Origin of the sequence: Burkholderia thailandensis E264 (genome assembly GCF_000012365.1) — a bacterium.
Lineage (GTDB): Bacteria > Pseudomonadota > Gammaproteobacteria > Burkholderiales > Burkholderiaceae > Burkholderia > Burkholderia thailandensis.
The window spans coordinates 1569591-1583286 of sequence record NC_007651.1; the positions used below are offsets into that span (position 1 = coordinate 1569591).

Consider the following 13696-nt stretch of genomic DNA (forward strand, 5'->3'; position numbering starts at 1 on the left):
CCAACGAACGAGACCAGGAGACACCCGATGCACCTCGACACCCGCTTGCGCCTGCCCGATCCGGACGCGTTCTACGAAGCGCTGATCGACATGCACCGCGATCTGCCCGACAGCGAGAGCCAGCTCGTCAACGCGAAGCTGATCCTGCTGCTCGCGAACCAGATCGGCGACCTCGACGTGCTGCGCGAAGCGATGGCGCTCGCGCGCAGCGGCGCGGCCGTGCTCGAAGGCGCGCCCGGCGCGCCCGCGCTGCAATGAGCGCGGCGGCGAGTGCCGCGCGCGTGCTCGAAGTTGAGCGCGTGATCGACGACACGCACCGGCCCGCGTTTCACGCGATGCTGCTCGCGCTGTGCGGGCTGTGCCTCGTGATCGACGGTTTCGATGCGCAGGCGATGGGCTACGTCGCGCCGAGCGTGATCGCCGAGTGGGGCGTGAAGAAGCAGGCGCTCGGGCCCGTCTTCAGCGCGAGCCTGTTCGGGATGCTGCTCGGCGCGCTCGGCCTGTCGGTGCTCGCCGACCGGATCGGCCGGCGGCCGGTATTGATCGGCGCGACGCTGTTCTTCGCGCTGACGATGCTCGCGACGCCGTTCGCGACATCGATTCCGACGCTGATCGCGCTGCGCTTCGTCACGGGCCTGGGGCTCGGCTGCATCATGCCGAACGCGATGGCGCTCGTCGGTGAATGCAGCCCGGGCGCGCACCGCGTGAAGCGGATGATGATCGTGTCGTGCGGCTTCACGGCCGGCGCGGCGCTGGGCGGCTTCGTCAGCGCGGCGCTGATTCCGGCGTTCGGCTGGCGCGCGGTGTTCTTCGTCGGCGGCGCGGTGCCGCTCGCGCTCGCGGCCGCGATGGCCGCGCGCCTGCCCGAATCGCCGCAACTGCTCGTGCTGCGCGGCCGGCACGACGCGGCGCGCGCGTGGCTCGCGAAGTTCGCGCCGCAGCTCGCGGTCTCGCCCGATACGCGGCTCGTCGTGCGCGAAGCGGGGCCGCAGGGCGCGCCCGTCGCCGAGCTGTTCCGCTCGGGGCGCGCGAGCGTCACGCTGCTGCTCTGGGCGATCAACTTCATGAACCTGATCGACCTGTACTTCCTGTCGAACTGGCTGCCGACCGTGATGCGCGACGCGGGCTACGCGAGCGGCACGGCCGTCATCGTCGGCACCGTGCTGCAGACGGGCGGCGTGATCGGCACGCTGTCGCTCGGCCGGTTCATCGAACGGTACGGCTTCGTGCGCGTGCTGTTCGCCTGCTTCGCGTGCGCGGCGATCGCGGTCGGCCTGATCGGCTCGGTCGCGCATGCGTTTTACTGGCTGCTCGCAGCCGTGTTCGTCGGCGGCTTTTGCGTCGTTGGCGGACAGCCCGCGGTCAACGCGCTCGCGGGCCATTATTACCCGACGTCGCTGCGCTCGACGGGCATCGGCTGGAGCCTCGGCGTGGGCCGCGTCGGCTCCGTGCTCGGGCCGCTCGTCGGCGGGCAGCTGATCGCGCTCGGCTGGTCGAACGACGCGCTCTTTCACGCGGCGGCCGTGCCGGTGCTGTGCTCGGCCGTCTTCGTGATCGGCCTCGCGAGCGTGACGCGGCGGCGCGGCACGGCCGCGCCGAACGTCGCTTGAATGGAGAGAACGACAATCATGACACTGGATTTTTCGAAACCGGGCGAAGCCGGCTATCAGAGCGGCTTCGCGAACGAATTCGCGACCGAGGCGCTGCCGGGCGCGCTGCCGCACGCGCGCAACTCGCCGCAGCGCGCGCCGTACGGGCTCTACGCGGAGCAGTTGTCCGGCACCGCGTTCACCGCGCCGCGCGGCCATAACCGCCGCTCGTGGCTGTACCGCATCCGGCCCGCCGCCGTGCATCGGCCGTTCGAGCTCGTGTCCGGCGAGCGCCGGATCGTCGCCGATTTCGGCGATTCGGGCGACGTGCCGCCGACGCCGCCGAACCAGTTGCGCTGGGACCCGCTGCCGATGCCCGCGCAGCCGACCGATTTCGTCGACGGCTGGGTGACGATGGCGGGCAACGGCTCGGCCGCCGCGATGAGCGGCTGCGCGATCCATCTGTACGCGGCGAACCGCTCGATGCGCGAGCGCTTCTTCTACAGCGCGGACGGCGAACTGCTGATCGTGCCGCAGGAAGGGCGGCTTTTCATCATGACGGAGCTCGGACGGCTCGACGTCGAGCCGTTCGAGATCGCGGTGATTCCGCGCGGCGTGCGCTTCGCGGTCGCGCTGCCCGACGGGCGCGCGCGCGGCTATGTCTGCGAGAACTTCGGCGCGCTGCTCAGGCTGCCGGATCTCGGGCCGATCGGCTCGAACGGCCTGGCGAATCCGCGCGACTTCCTGACGCCGAACGCGTCGTACGAGGATCGCGAAGGCGCGTTCGAGCTCGTCGCGAAGTTGAACGGCCGGCTCTGGCGCGCGGACATCGACCATTCGCCGTTCGACGTCGTCGCATGGCACGGCAACTACGCGCCGTACAAGTACGACCTGCGTCACTTCAACACGATCGGCTCGATCAGCTACGATCATCCGGACCCGTCGATCTTCCTCGTGCTGCAGTCGCAAAGCGATACGCCGGGCGTCGACGCGATCGACTTCGTGATCTTCCCGCCGCGCTGGCTCGCGGCCGAGGATACGTTCCGCCCGCCGTGGTTCCACCGCAACGTCGCGAGCGAGTTCATGGGGCTCGTGCACGGCGTCTACGACGCGAAGGCGGAAGGCTTCGTGCCGGGCGGCGCGAGCCTGCACAACTGCATGTCGGGCCACGGGCCGGATGCGGACACGTTCGAGAAGGCGTCGGCGATCGATACGTCGAGGCCGAACAAGGTCGGCGACACGATGGCGTTCATGTTCGAGACCCGCACGCTGATCCGGCCGACGCGCTTCGCGCTCGATACCGCGCAACTGCAGGCGAACTACTTCGAATGCTGGCAAGGCCTCAAGAAACATTTCAATCCGGAGCAACGATGAGCGCTATTTCCGACGCGCTGCGCGCGAGCCTCGATCCTTCCCGCAAGAGCTGGCTCGATGCGGCGAACGACGCCGCGTGCGACTTCCCGATCCAGAACCTGCCGTTCGGCGTCTTCAGCGATGCGCGCAACCCGTCGCGCCGCGCGGGCGTCGCGCTCGGCGACCAGATCGTCGACCTCGCCGAGCTTGCGCGCGCGGGGCTGTTGACGGTCGAGGGCGGGGCGGCCGTGTTCGAGCGGCCCGCACTGAACGATTTCATCTCGCTCGGCCGCGACGCGTGGCGCAGCGTGCGCATTCAGCTGAGCACGCTTTTCGAGCGAGGCTGCGCGCGGCTGCGCGACGACACGGCGCTGCGTGCACGGGTGCTCGTCGCGCAGCGCGACGCGACGCTTCATCTGCCCGTCGACATTCCCGGCTACACCGATTTCTACTCGTCGAAGGAGCACGCGACGAACGTCGGCTCGATGTTTCGCGATCCGAAGAACGCGCTGCTGCCGAACTGGTCGGAGATGCCGATCGGCTACAACGGCCGCGCGTCGTCGGTCGTCGTGAGTGGCACGCCGGTGCGCCGCCCGAACGGTCAACTGAAGCTGCCCGACAGCGAGCGCCCGGTGTTCGGCGCGTGCCGCAAGCTCGACATCGAGCTCGAGACGGGCTTCATCGTCGGGCGCGGCAATGCGCTCGGCGAGCCGATCGCGTGCGAGGACGCGGAGTCGCACATCTTCGGGATGGTGCTGCTCAACGACTGGAGCGCGCGCGATATCCAGCAATGGGAGTACGTGCCGCTCGGGCCGTTCAACGCGAAGACGTTCGCGACGTCGATCTCGCCGTGGATCGTCACGCTCGACGCGCTCGAGCCGTTCCGCACCGCGCAGCCGAAGCAGGCGCCGGAGCCGCTCGCGTATCTGCGCCACGGCGGCGAGCATGCGTTCGACGTCGAGCTCGAGGTGCGGCTGAAGCCGCAAGGCGCGGCCGGCGCGACGACGATCGCGCGCACGAACTTTCGGTATATGTACTGGACGATGGCGCAGCAGCTCGCGCATCACACGGTGTCGGGCTGCAACACGCGGGTCGGCGACCTGATGGGCTCGGGCACGATCAGCGGGCCGACGAAGGATTCGTTCGGCAGCCTGCTCGAGTTGACGTGGAACGGCAAGGAGCCCGTCGCGCTCGCGGGCGGCGGCACGCGCGCGTTCATCGAGGACGGCGACGAGCTGACGCTTGCCGGCTGGTGTCAGGGCGACGGGTATCGCGTCGGCTTCGGCACGTGCGTCGGGAAGATTCTGCCGGCGTTGAGCCGGTGACGCGGTAGGGCGCGCGGCGGGCCGCGCCGCCTTGTGCGATCGACGTCGCGAAAGGGTGGCGCGGAAAGCTGCGCGCGGTCATCGAATCGGGCGCTTGCGGCTTCGAGGCCGCAAGCGCCCGCGTTGTTTGGGCATCATGTCCCGGTTTCGCGATACGGCGGCGCGCTTGGGCTCGGTGTCGCCCGGCGCGGCGCGACGCGGGCGGACCGTGGCGAGCACCGACGCGGGCGCGCTGTTTCGCTCGACGCGTCCCGCGCGACGGATTCGCGTGAAGGATTCGCGTCGCGCATCGATGGCGGGCGCCTCGCGCGGCGTGCGTGTCGGAACGCCTCGGCGTGCTCGACGCGATCACCGCATCGCGTCACCGCTCCTGCCGGACAGCTTGCGCCGGCAACGCGCGCCGCTCCCACAGCGCCGCGCCGACGAACGCGATCGCCGACACGATCAGCACGCCGATCAGCGCGTCGCCGCCGAACTGCTCCATCAGCGCCCCCGCGACGAGCGGCCCGCCGAAGCTCGCCGCGCTCCACGACGCCGACACGAGCGAGCTCGCGGTCACGAGCGCCGAGCCGCGGAAGCGCTCGCCGCACGCGACGAGCGACAGCGTGTAGACGCTGCCCGCCGCCGCGCCGAGCACGAAGAGGAGCGGCCAGCAGAGCCACGGCGTCGCGACGACGACGGGCATGAGCGGCAGCAACGCGAGCACGACGCACCCCGCGCCGATGTGCACGCGTTCGCGGCCGAGCTTGTCGGCGAGCCAGCCGATCGGAAATTGCATCGCGGTGTCGCCGAACAGCAGGATCGCCGCGAGCAGCACGGCCGCCTCGCTCGCGACGCCGCGCGCCATCGCGAAGAGCGGCAGCAGCGACAGCGCGAGCGTGTCGAACAGCGCGAAGAACGCGGTGCCGACGACGAGCGCGGGCATCTTCGGCATCACGCGCGTCCAGAGATCGTGCGCGTCGTGATGCGGCTCGTCGGCGATGGGCGTCTTGCGGATCGACGCGAGCGACGGCAGCGCGAGCAGAAAGAGCGCGCCGCACAGCGCGAAGCGCGCGTGCGTCATGCCCGCGATCTGGCTCACGAGCACGGGCCCCGCCATCTGGAACAGCGTGAAGTTCGTCGCATAGATCGCGACGACGCGCCCGCGCGTCGCGTCGTCGGCGAGCTGGTTGACCCAGGCCTCGCCGATCGTGAAGAGCAGCATCAGCGCGGCGCCGCAGACGACGCGCAGCACGCCCCAGACGACGAGGCTCGATGTGAACTGCATCAGCGCGGTCGCCGCGGCGAGCGCGATCACCGACGCGACGATCACCTGCCGCCCGCCGAGCCGCTTCGTGATCGCCGCGACGAACGGCACGACGACGAGGCCGCCGCCTGCCTGCGCGGCGGTCAGCATGCCGACGACGCGGGTGCCGTGGCCCGCTTCGGTGAGCGCGAGCGCGGTGAGGGGGAGCGTCGCGCCCGTGCCCAGGCCGACGACGGCAACGCTGAGAATGAGTGCGAGAAAATCGCGGGTGAGGATGGTCTTCATAACGGCCGTGATGCTACACCGGCGGACGGCTTGGCGTCGCGCCATTCAGCCTCATTTCGCGCGATTCCGGGCCATTCAAGCCGGCAAGCGATGCGCGCTCCGCCGCGCAATCTCCACGTGATCGCTCGCCCGCCGTTCGCCGGATGCCGGTGCACGCGTGCGTGGCGTAGGCGACGCCGCGCCGCGAGTGGCGTGTGCGTCGCGCATGTCATGCATCCCATGCGTGACGCGCGCCACGCGCTCTCTGCGCGTCACGCGCATTCGGCTGGCGCTGGAACCGTTCGCCGCTCGAGCGACGCGGACCACAGCGTGAGCGCGAGGGCCGCCATCGCGAGCGCGGCGCCCGCCCACGGCAGTTTCGCGAGCGGCACGCCCGCGTGGATCGCGGTGCCGCCGAGCCACGCGCCGAGCGCGTTGCCGAGGTTGAACGCGCCCTGGTTGAGCGTCGACGCGAGATTCGGCGCGTGGCTCGCACGATCGACGATCAGGATCTGTAGCGGCGGCACGATCGCGAACGCGAGCACGCCCCATGCGAAGATCGTCACGAGCGCGGGCAGCGGCGCACGCATCGTGCCCGCGAACGCGGCGAGCACGATGCCGATCGACGCGAGCGTCGCGACGAGCGACGGCATGCGCCGCCAGTCGGCGAGCCTGCCGCCGACGGTGCCGCCGACCGTCAGGCCGAGGCCGAACAGCAGCAGCACGAGCGTGACCTGGCGCGGCGTGAAGCCCGTCACGTCCTCGAGGATCGGCGTGATGTACGTGAACACGGTGAAAAGGCTCGCCGACGCGAGCACGCTGATGCCGAGCACCATCAGCACCTGCGGATTGCGCAATACGCCGAACTCGCGCGCGATGCCGGCCGCGGGCATCTCGAGGCGCTTGGGCACGCAAAAGGCGAGCGCCGCCGCCGCGAGCGCGCCGATGGCGGTGACGGCCCAGAACGTCGCGCGCCAGCCGAACGCCTGGCCGAGCGCGGTGCCGAGCGGCACGCCGAGCACGTTCGCGAGCGTCAGGCCGGTGAACATCAGCGCGATCGCCTGCGCGCGCTTGTTCGGCGCGACGAGGCTGCTCGCGACGACCGAGCCGATCCCGAAGAACGCGCCGTGACAGAACGCGGTGACGACGCGCGCGATCATCAGCGTCGCGTAGCCGGGCGCGATCGCGCAAAAGAGATTGCCGACGATGAACACGCCGATCAGCGCGAGAAGCGCCGCCTTGCGCGGCATTCTCGCGGTGACGACGGCGAGGATCGGCGCGCCGATCGTCACGCCGAGCGCATAGCCGGACACGAGCATGCCCGCCGCCGGAATCGATACGCCGAGGTCGCGCGCGACGTTCGGCAGCAGGCCCATGATGACGAACTCGGTGGTACCGATACCAAACGCGGCGACGGCAAGGGCGAAGAGGGGCAGCGGCATGGAGGACTCGCGGGAGGAACGCCGCGTCCGGCGTCGCGGGATGCGGCGCGCCGATGGAAGCGAGCGGAACAGCCGCGATTCTATCTCAGGGAAAACCCCGGCGTTTGGGGCCCGATCAGGTGTTGCGCGCAGACGTCGGCGCGGCATCCCAGGCGTTCTCGTACAGGCACGCTTCGAGCGGCATCCGTGTGGCCCAGCGCTCTTGCTCGAGCATCGGCTTCGCGTAGAACGCGTCGACGTGGCCGAGGCACAGCACGGCGATCGGCTTCGCGCCGTCGGGCATCGCGAGCAGTTGGCGCAGCGCGTCGACGTCGAAGAGCGACACCCAGCCCATCCCAAGCCCTTCGGCGCGCGCGGCGAGCCACATGTTCTGGATCGCGCAGGCGGCCGACGCGAGATCCATTTCCGGCAGCGTGCGGCGGCCGAACACGTGCCGCTCGCGCCCGTCGGCGAGCGCGACGACGAGCAGCTCGCCGCATTCGCGCACGCCCTCGACCTTCAGCCGCATGAACTCGTCGTGCCGCTCGCCGAGCGCGTCGGCGGTCGCGCGGCGCTCGGCGTCGACGAGCGCGTGGATGCGCTTGCGAAGCGCGGGGTCGGTCACGCGGATGAAGCGCCACGGCTGCATGAAGCCGACGCTCGGCGCGTGATGCGCGGCGCGCAGCAGGCGCGCGAGCACGTCGGGATCGACCGGGGCGGACGTGAAATGGCGCATGTCGCGCCGCTCGAAGATCGCCCGGTAGACGGCGGCGATCGCGGGTTCGTCGAAACGCATGGTGAACTGGCGAAGCGGGTGGAGGCGAATCGCCGCAACGATAGCAGACTCTCGCGGCGCGCCAATAAGGGGGCGGCCGACGAGGGCCGGTTCGGCGGGGTTCGGTCTGAAGCGTTTGGTCGGAGCGGCCGGGCTTCGGGGAAGGCGGGCGAGACGGGGCGGCTGGGCCGGAGAGACCAACTGGGCGATTCGGGGGGCTGCCGGGAAAAAGTCTGGCGAGAGTCGGCCGAATGCCGGCCAAAGGCCGGACGACGGACCGCGACATTGCGCGGGCGCGCCGGCCGTCCCGGAGGTTCGGAGGAAATCGATGCGCGGTCGTCGAGCCACGCGCCACGCACTACGGGGCGAATGCGCAATGCCGCCGAATTTCGCCGGGATGTCAGAAGCTCGCCCGAATTCCCGGCGATCGCGCAGCGGGCGCTGCAACACACGCGGCACACGGCACACAATGCGCGGCCGCCGGCCTCACCCGGCTCACCGAACCGGCGCGCCTGCGCACGGCCGCGCGCCGCGCCCGTTCGTTTCCGCCTGCCGTTAGCCCTGCCGCCCGGCGTCGACGACGTTCTGCGGCGCGCCGTCCTGCCACGCGCGGATGTTCGACAGCGTTGCGTGCGCGATCTCCGCGAGCGCTTCGCGCGTGAAGAACGCCTGGTGCGACGTGACGATCACGTTCGGGAACGTGAGCAGCCGCGCGAGCACGTCGTCCTGCAGCGGACGGTCGGAATGGTCCTCGAAGAAGAGCCCGCTTTCCTCTTCGTAGACGTCGAGCCCGAGATGGCCGAGCTGGCCCGTCTTCAGCGCGTCGATCAGCGCCTGCGTGTCGACGAGGCCGCCGCGACTCGTGTTGATCAGCATCGCGCCCGGCTTCATCCGCGCGAGCGCGTCGGCGTCGATCATGTGGTGGGTCGCGGGCATCAGCGGGCAGTGCAGGCTCACGATGTCCGATTCGGCGAGCAGCGCGTCGAGCGGCACGTAGCGCACGCCGAGCGCGATCAGCGCGTCGTCGTGCGGCGGCAGCGAATGCGCGAGCACGCGCATCCCGAAGCCCGTCATGATTCGCGCGAACACGCTGCCGATGAGCCCCGTGCCGATCACGCCGATCGTCTTGCCGAACAGATCGAAGCCGAGCAGCCCGTTCAACGAGAAGTCGCCTTCGCGGGTGCGCGCGACGGCGCGCGGCAGGCGGCGGTTGAGCGCGAGGATCAGCGCGACCGCGTGCTCGGCGACCGCATGCGGCGAGTAGGCGGGCACGCGCACGACGGTGAGCCCGAGCCGGGCGGCCGCCGCCAGATCGACATGGTTGAAGCCCGCCGAGCGCAGCGCGATCACGCGCGTGCCGCCCGCGGCGAGCGTTTCGAGCACGGCGGCGTCGAGCGTATCGTTGACGAACGGACAGACGACCTCGTAGCCGCGGGCGAGGATGGCCGTTTCCGCGTCGAGATGGGAAGGCTGGAAATGCAGCCGGTAGCCGAACGACTGGTTGGCGGCATCGAACGAATCGTGGTCGTACTGCCGGCTGCTGAAAAGAATCACGCGCACGCTTGGCCTCCGGTAAAGGTGCGCGTCAGTTTACTTCAGCCGGGCGTCACTGGAGCCCGGCGACGACGTCCGGGCGCTTCGCCGTGCCGGCTTCGCGCATGAAGTAGTGGCCGTTCGTCTCGGTCTTCTGCCCGCCGAGGTGGTACAGCGCGTGCTCGACGAAGCTGCGCGTGCGCGCCGGCAGGAACTGGCGGTTCGGATAGACGATGGACAACTGCGTGTCGGGATCGTCGATCCGGTAATCGCCGAGAATCCGAACGAGCTCGCCGCTTTCGAGCGCATCGGCGATGTAGCTTTCCGGCAGCACGGAGATGCCGGTGCCGGCGAGCGTCGCCGCGCGCACCATCGACGCGCTGTTGACCGTATAGACCGGCTGCAGCGACACGACGTGCGTGAAGTGGTCCGGATCGACGAAGCGCCAGGTCGATGCATGCTGGCCGGCCGGCAGCGCGATGCACGCGTGGCGGATGAGATCGTCGGGGCGGTGCGGCGCGCCGTGCCGCTCGATGTACGAGGGCGCCGCGCAGAGCGCGAGCGTGTTCGGCATCAGCGGATGACCGATGAGCGCCGGGTTGCCGTCGAGGCGGCCGCCCGTGACGAGGCCCGCGTCGTAGCCGGCTTCGATCACGTCGAGCTGCCCCTCGGTCAGCGTCAACTGCACGCGCACCTTCGGGTACTGGCGCCGGTAGCTGTCGACGAGCGGGGTGATCCGGCCGGGCGACAGCAGCCCGGACACGGCGACGCGCAACGTGCCGACGGGCTCGTGCACCGCTCGCTCGACGGACGCCTCGAGCTGATCGAATTCCTCGAGGAGCGCCCGGCAGCCGTCGAGGTAGCGGATGCCCGCTTCCGTCAGCGACAGATTGCGTGTCGTGCGATGGATGAGACGCGTGTTCAGATGTGTTTCGAGCATCGCGATCGAACGCGTGACGAGCGCATTCGATACGCCGAGTTTCCGCGCCGCCCGGCGGAAGCTCTGCAGTTCGGCAACACATACGAAGACACGCATGGTCTGGATTTGGTTCATAGCTTTCGTTGGCCCATTAAATGATTATGTTGTGTTTTTCGCCTTCGATCATGGCGAGCCGCGGCTGTCGGATCAGCACAGGGCTTGTCTTAAATAACGAATCATCGAAGGCTGGGCAAATTGTTCAATAAGCTGACAGCATCAGTCAACTAAATAATTATTTCATCCCGAATGTAATAAATCGGCCGCCGGCCCCGGCGATCCCTATTTATGGGGCGTGAACCGATTCCGCGATTCGCGTGCGTGATATTCGCCGATTGCGCCGGTTTTAATCCCGGCAAGGCGGCCTGGCGGCGCGCCGGCGCGGGACCGTTTCCATTTCGGGACTCCGCTGGTTCGGAGTGCGGTGCGCCGCGCGCGGGATGCCGCTCGCGTATTTTTTTTGGGTATTTTTGTGTGCGAATTGCAATGAGGCGCGCGGTTCTTTTCCGGTGCGGAACAAATGGATTTGCTGCACCGCATCGAATGGTTAATGCAAGCTTTTACGGAAAGTTTGACGGACCGGCTTGCAAAAAATGATTTTTCGATTTAATGGGGAGTCGATTTGATGCCATTTTGGCCTATTCGGGCCGGGCAGGCCGGAATTTTCCGATGCGCGTCGCGCGAAAGCGTGCGGCGCCCGGATGGGGGCGGAGCGGGCGCGGCGCGTGTCAACCTCTGAGATGTCGCAGGGCGGCCTGGCCGGGCGGGCGCCCGCCGCGCCTTCGGTCGTCCGTCGTCCGTCGCCGCCGGCGCCGCGTCCGGCCGGGCGGGCCGTACGCGCGGGCGGGGCCGATCCGACGGCGCGCAAGCATCCGAAGCACGCATCGATCAAAACACTTGCGCATTGCAACGGTTCGCGGAATGATCGATCGATCACCGCTTTTTCCAACCCGTTGTTCCGCGCCCGCCCATGTCCACGACCGATCACTCGCCGATTCCCCGCCCCGTCGTCGTCCCGCTCGACGCGATCCTGCCCGAAGAACCGCTCCTCATGATGGGCGCCGGCCCCGTGCCGATTCCCGCCGCGGTCGCGAAGGCGAACACGATCGTGATCAACCACCTGGGCGCGACGATGGCGAAGATCATCGAGCAGGTAAAGGAAATGGCCCGCTACGTGTTCCAGACCCGCACGAAGTGGGTGCTGGGCGTCGCCGGGCCGGGCTCCGCCGCGATGGAAATGGCCGTTTCGAATCTCGCGTGGTCCGGCACGAAGGTGCTGTCGATCAAGAACGGATTCTTCAGCGCGCGGATGGCCGAGATGGCGATGCGCGTCGGCGCGAGCGTCGCGACGATCGACGTGCCGGACCGCTCGGTCGCGAGCCTCGACGAGATCGCCGATGCGATCGCGCGCGAGCGCCCCGAGATCGTCACGATCGTCCATGGCGAGACGTCGAACACCGTGTGGAACCGCCATCTGAAGGAGATCGCGACGATCGCGAAGGCGGCGGGCGCGCTCGTCGTCGTCGACGCGGTCTGCACGCTGTCGACGATGCCGCTCGACATGGACGCGTGGGGCATCGACGCGGTGATCACGGGCGGGCAGAAGGGGCTGTCGTCGATTCCGGGCGTGTCGCTGATCGCGTTTTCCGACGCGGCGTGGGAGCGGATGAAGAGCCGCCCGGAGCCGAACACGCACTGGTGCCTCGACATGGCGCTCGCCGAGAACTTCTGGCACAACGCCGGCTACCACTACACGGCGCCCGTGTCCGGCGTGCTCGCGCTGCACGAGGCGCTGCGGCTCGTCTGCGCGGAGACGCTCGAGAACCGCTTCGCGCGGCACCTGCGCTGCTCGCTCGCGCTGCAGGCGGGAATCACCGGGATGGGGCTCGAGCTGTACGCGCCCGAATCGTGCCGGCTGAACTCGGTCGTCGGCATCGCGGCGCCGCAAGGGCTCACGCCGGGGCTCATCTGCGGGCATATCTCGAAGCAGTACCAGGTCGAGATCTCGGGCTCGTTCGGCCTGCCGATCGTGCGGATCGGCCAGATGGGCGAGCAGTGCCGCGAGCACAATCTGTTCCGCACGCTGCACGCGTTCGGCCGCACGATGGTCGATCTGAAGGTGGGCGTCGACCTGCCGGCCGGCGTCGCGGCGCTCGAGCAGGCGTTGTCGGGGCGCGCCGCGTAGCCTCGGCGCGATGCCCGCGGCCGTCTATCGAGCCTGGGCGGCCTGCATCGCGCGGCGGTACATGCCCGGCGTCGCGCCGTGCGCGTCGCGAAAGCGGTGCCCGAGATGCACGGCGTTCGCGTAGCCGCACTGCGCGGCCACCTGCGCGAGCGGCAGCGACGTCGTGCGCAGCAGCGTGCGCGCGCGGGCAAGGCGCTGCTCGGCGATCCACGCATGCGGCGCGCGGCCGAACGACACGCGGAACATCCGCGAGAAATGGTATTCGGATAGCGACGCGATCTCGGCCAACTCGCCGAGCGTCATCGGCTGCGTCAGGTACGTGTCGATGTAGTCGCGCACGCGGCGGCGCACGGCGGGCGCGAGCCCGCCCTTGAACGGCGCGTCGGCGTGGGTCATGCTTTGCCCGCGCAGCAGGAGGCTCAGCACCTCGTGCGCGGTTTCGTTCACGCGCAGCCGGCCGTCGGCGTCGTCCCAGTGCTCGAGCGCGAGCGAGCGGCATAGCGCGGCGACGCGCGCATCCTCGAAATACGTGCGATCGGCGAGCTTCAGTTCGCGCGGCTCGCGGTCGAGCTCGCGCACGGCGCGCCGCGCGAAGTGCTCGGGCAGGAAGTACAGGTGGACGAAGTGCATCTCGCCGCGCACCCACCAGCGCGATTCGTGGTCGCCCGGCAGCGCGCACAGCAGGCTCGGCGCGCCGTAGCGCGCGATTTTCTGCCGCTCGGTGCGGTAGCCGCCGTCCAGGTAGCACGATAGCGTGTGATGTCCCGGCTGCGCATACACCGTTTCGCTTTCCTCGGTGACGCGCGTCCATTCGGCGATCGCGAGGTGATCGCCGAGCCACGCGAAGCGCTCGAGCCTCGCGTTCGCCTCGGCGAGCGTCCGACAGACGGACTGCAGGCCGAACGGCACTTCGCCGCCGACGAAATCGGCGACGGGCACGGACAGGCGGGCATCGAGCGAAGGCGAGGAGGGCGCGTGCATGGTGGAGCGAGTATAAGCGCGCACGCGCGTGCGCGGCCCGGCCGTGCG

The 13696-nt window shown here is 69.4% G+C and carries 11 protein-coding genes; 5 read left to right on the forward strand and 6 right to left on the reverse strand.

All coding sequences use genetic code 11. The annotated features are described in order from the left end of the window. Positions 1–27 precede the first annotated feature (27 nt). Genes BTH_RS19305 through fahA form a run of 4 tightly spaced genes read left to right on the forward strand, consistent with a single transcriptional unit; the run spans position 28 to position 4267 of the window. Entirely contained in the window at positions 28–258 is a 231-nt protein-coding gene (locus BTH_RS19305; protein ID WP_004538687.1) for a DUF2783 domain-containing protein, read from the forward strand. Continuing rightward, complete coding sequence (locus tag BTH_RS19310) at positions 255–1610, forward strand: MFS transporter (protein WP_009889414.1); 1356 nt, start codon at positions 255–257, stop codon at positions 1608–1610. Before BTH_RS19305 ends, BTH_RS19310 begins: the two co-directional genes overlap by 4 nt. Before the next feature lie 18 nt (positions 1611–1628). Next, entirely contained in the window at positions 1629–2963 is a 1335-nt protein-coding gene (gene hmgA / locus BTH_RS19315) for a homogentisate 1,2-dioxygenase (RefSeq protein WP_009889415.1), read from the forward strand. After that, a complete protein-coding gene (fahA, locus tag BTH_RS19320; protein ID WP_009889416.1) occupies positions 2960–4267 on the forward strand; it encodes a fumarylacetoacetase in 1308 nt (435 codons plus the stop codon). Before hmgA ends, fahA begins: the two co-directional genes overlap by 4 nt. Before the next feature lie 361 nt (positions 4268–4628). Here the strand turns inward: fahA and BTH_RS19325 are convergent, their stop codons facing one another. The 5 genes from BTH_RS19325 to BTH_RS19345 form a co-directional block, all read right to left on the reverse strand. After that, a complete protein-coding gene (locus BTH_RS19325) occupies positions 4629–5798 on the reverse strand; it encodes an MFS transporter (RefSeq protein WP_009889417.1) in 1170 nt (389 codons plus the stop codon). 251 nt (positions 5799–6049) lie between these two features. Further along, the gene (locus BTH_RS19330; protein ID WP_009889419.1) at positions 6050–7219 is read right to left on the reverse strand and encodes an MFS transporter; all 1170 of its coding nucleotides are present in this window, start codon (positions 7217–7219) and stop codon (positions 6050–6052) included. 115 nt (positions 7220–7334) lie between these two features. Further along, on the reverse strand, positions 7335–7994 hold the full coding sequence (gene bluB, locus BTH_RS19335; RefSeq protein ID WP_009889421.1) for a 5,6-dimethylbenzimidazole synthase: 660 nt from the start codon (positions 7992–7994) through the stop codon (positions 7335–7337). A 534-nt stretch (positions 7995–8528) separates the two neighbouring features. Further along, the gene (locus BTH_RS19340) at positions 8529–9533 is read right to left on the reverse strand and encodes a 2-hydroxyacid dehydrogenase (protein ID WP_009889423.1); all 1005 of its coding nucleotides are present in this window, start codon (positions 9531–9533) and stop codon (positions 8529–8531) included. Between the two features lie 46 nt (positions 9534–9579). Beyond that, entirely contained in the window at positions 9580–10560 is a 981-nt protein-coding gene (locus BTH_RS19345; protein WP_009889425.1) for a LysR family transcriptional regulator, read from the reverse strand. An 892-nt stretch (positions 10561–11452) separates the two neighbouring features. Here BTH_RS19345 and BTH_RS19350 point away from each other — a divergent pair. Continuing rightward, the gene (locus BTH_RS19350; RefSeq protein ID WP_009889427.1) at positions 11453–12667 is read left to right on the forward strand and encodes a pyridoxal-phosphate-dependent aminotransferase family protein; all 1215 of its coding nucleotides are present in this window, start codon (positions 11453–11455) and stop codon (positions 12665–12667) included. Between the two features lie 24 nt (positions 12668–12691). Here BTH_RS19350 and BTH_RS19355 read toward each other — a convergent pair whose 3' ends face one another. Further along, positions 12692–13648, reverse strand: coding sequence for a helix-turn-helix domain-containing protein (locus BTH_RS19355; RefSeq protein WP_038707897.1), 957 nt, complete (start codon positions 13646–13648; stop codon positions 12692–12694). Positions 13649–13696: the final 48 nt, after the last annotated feature.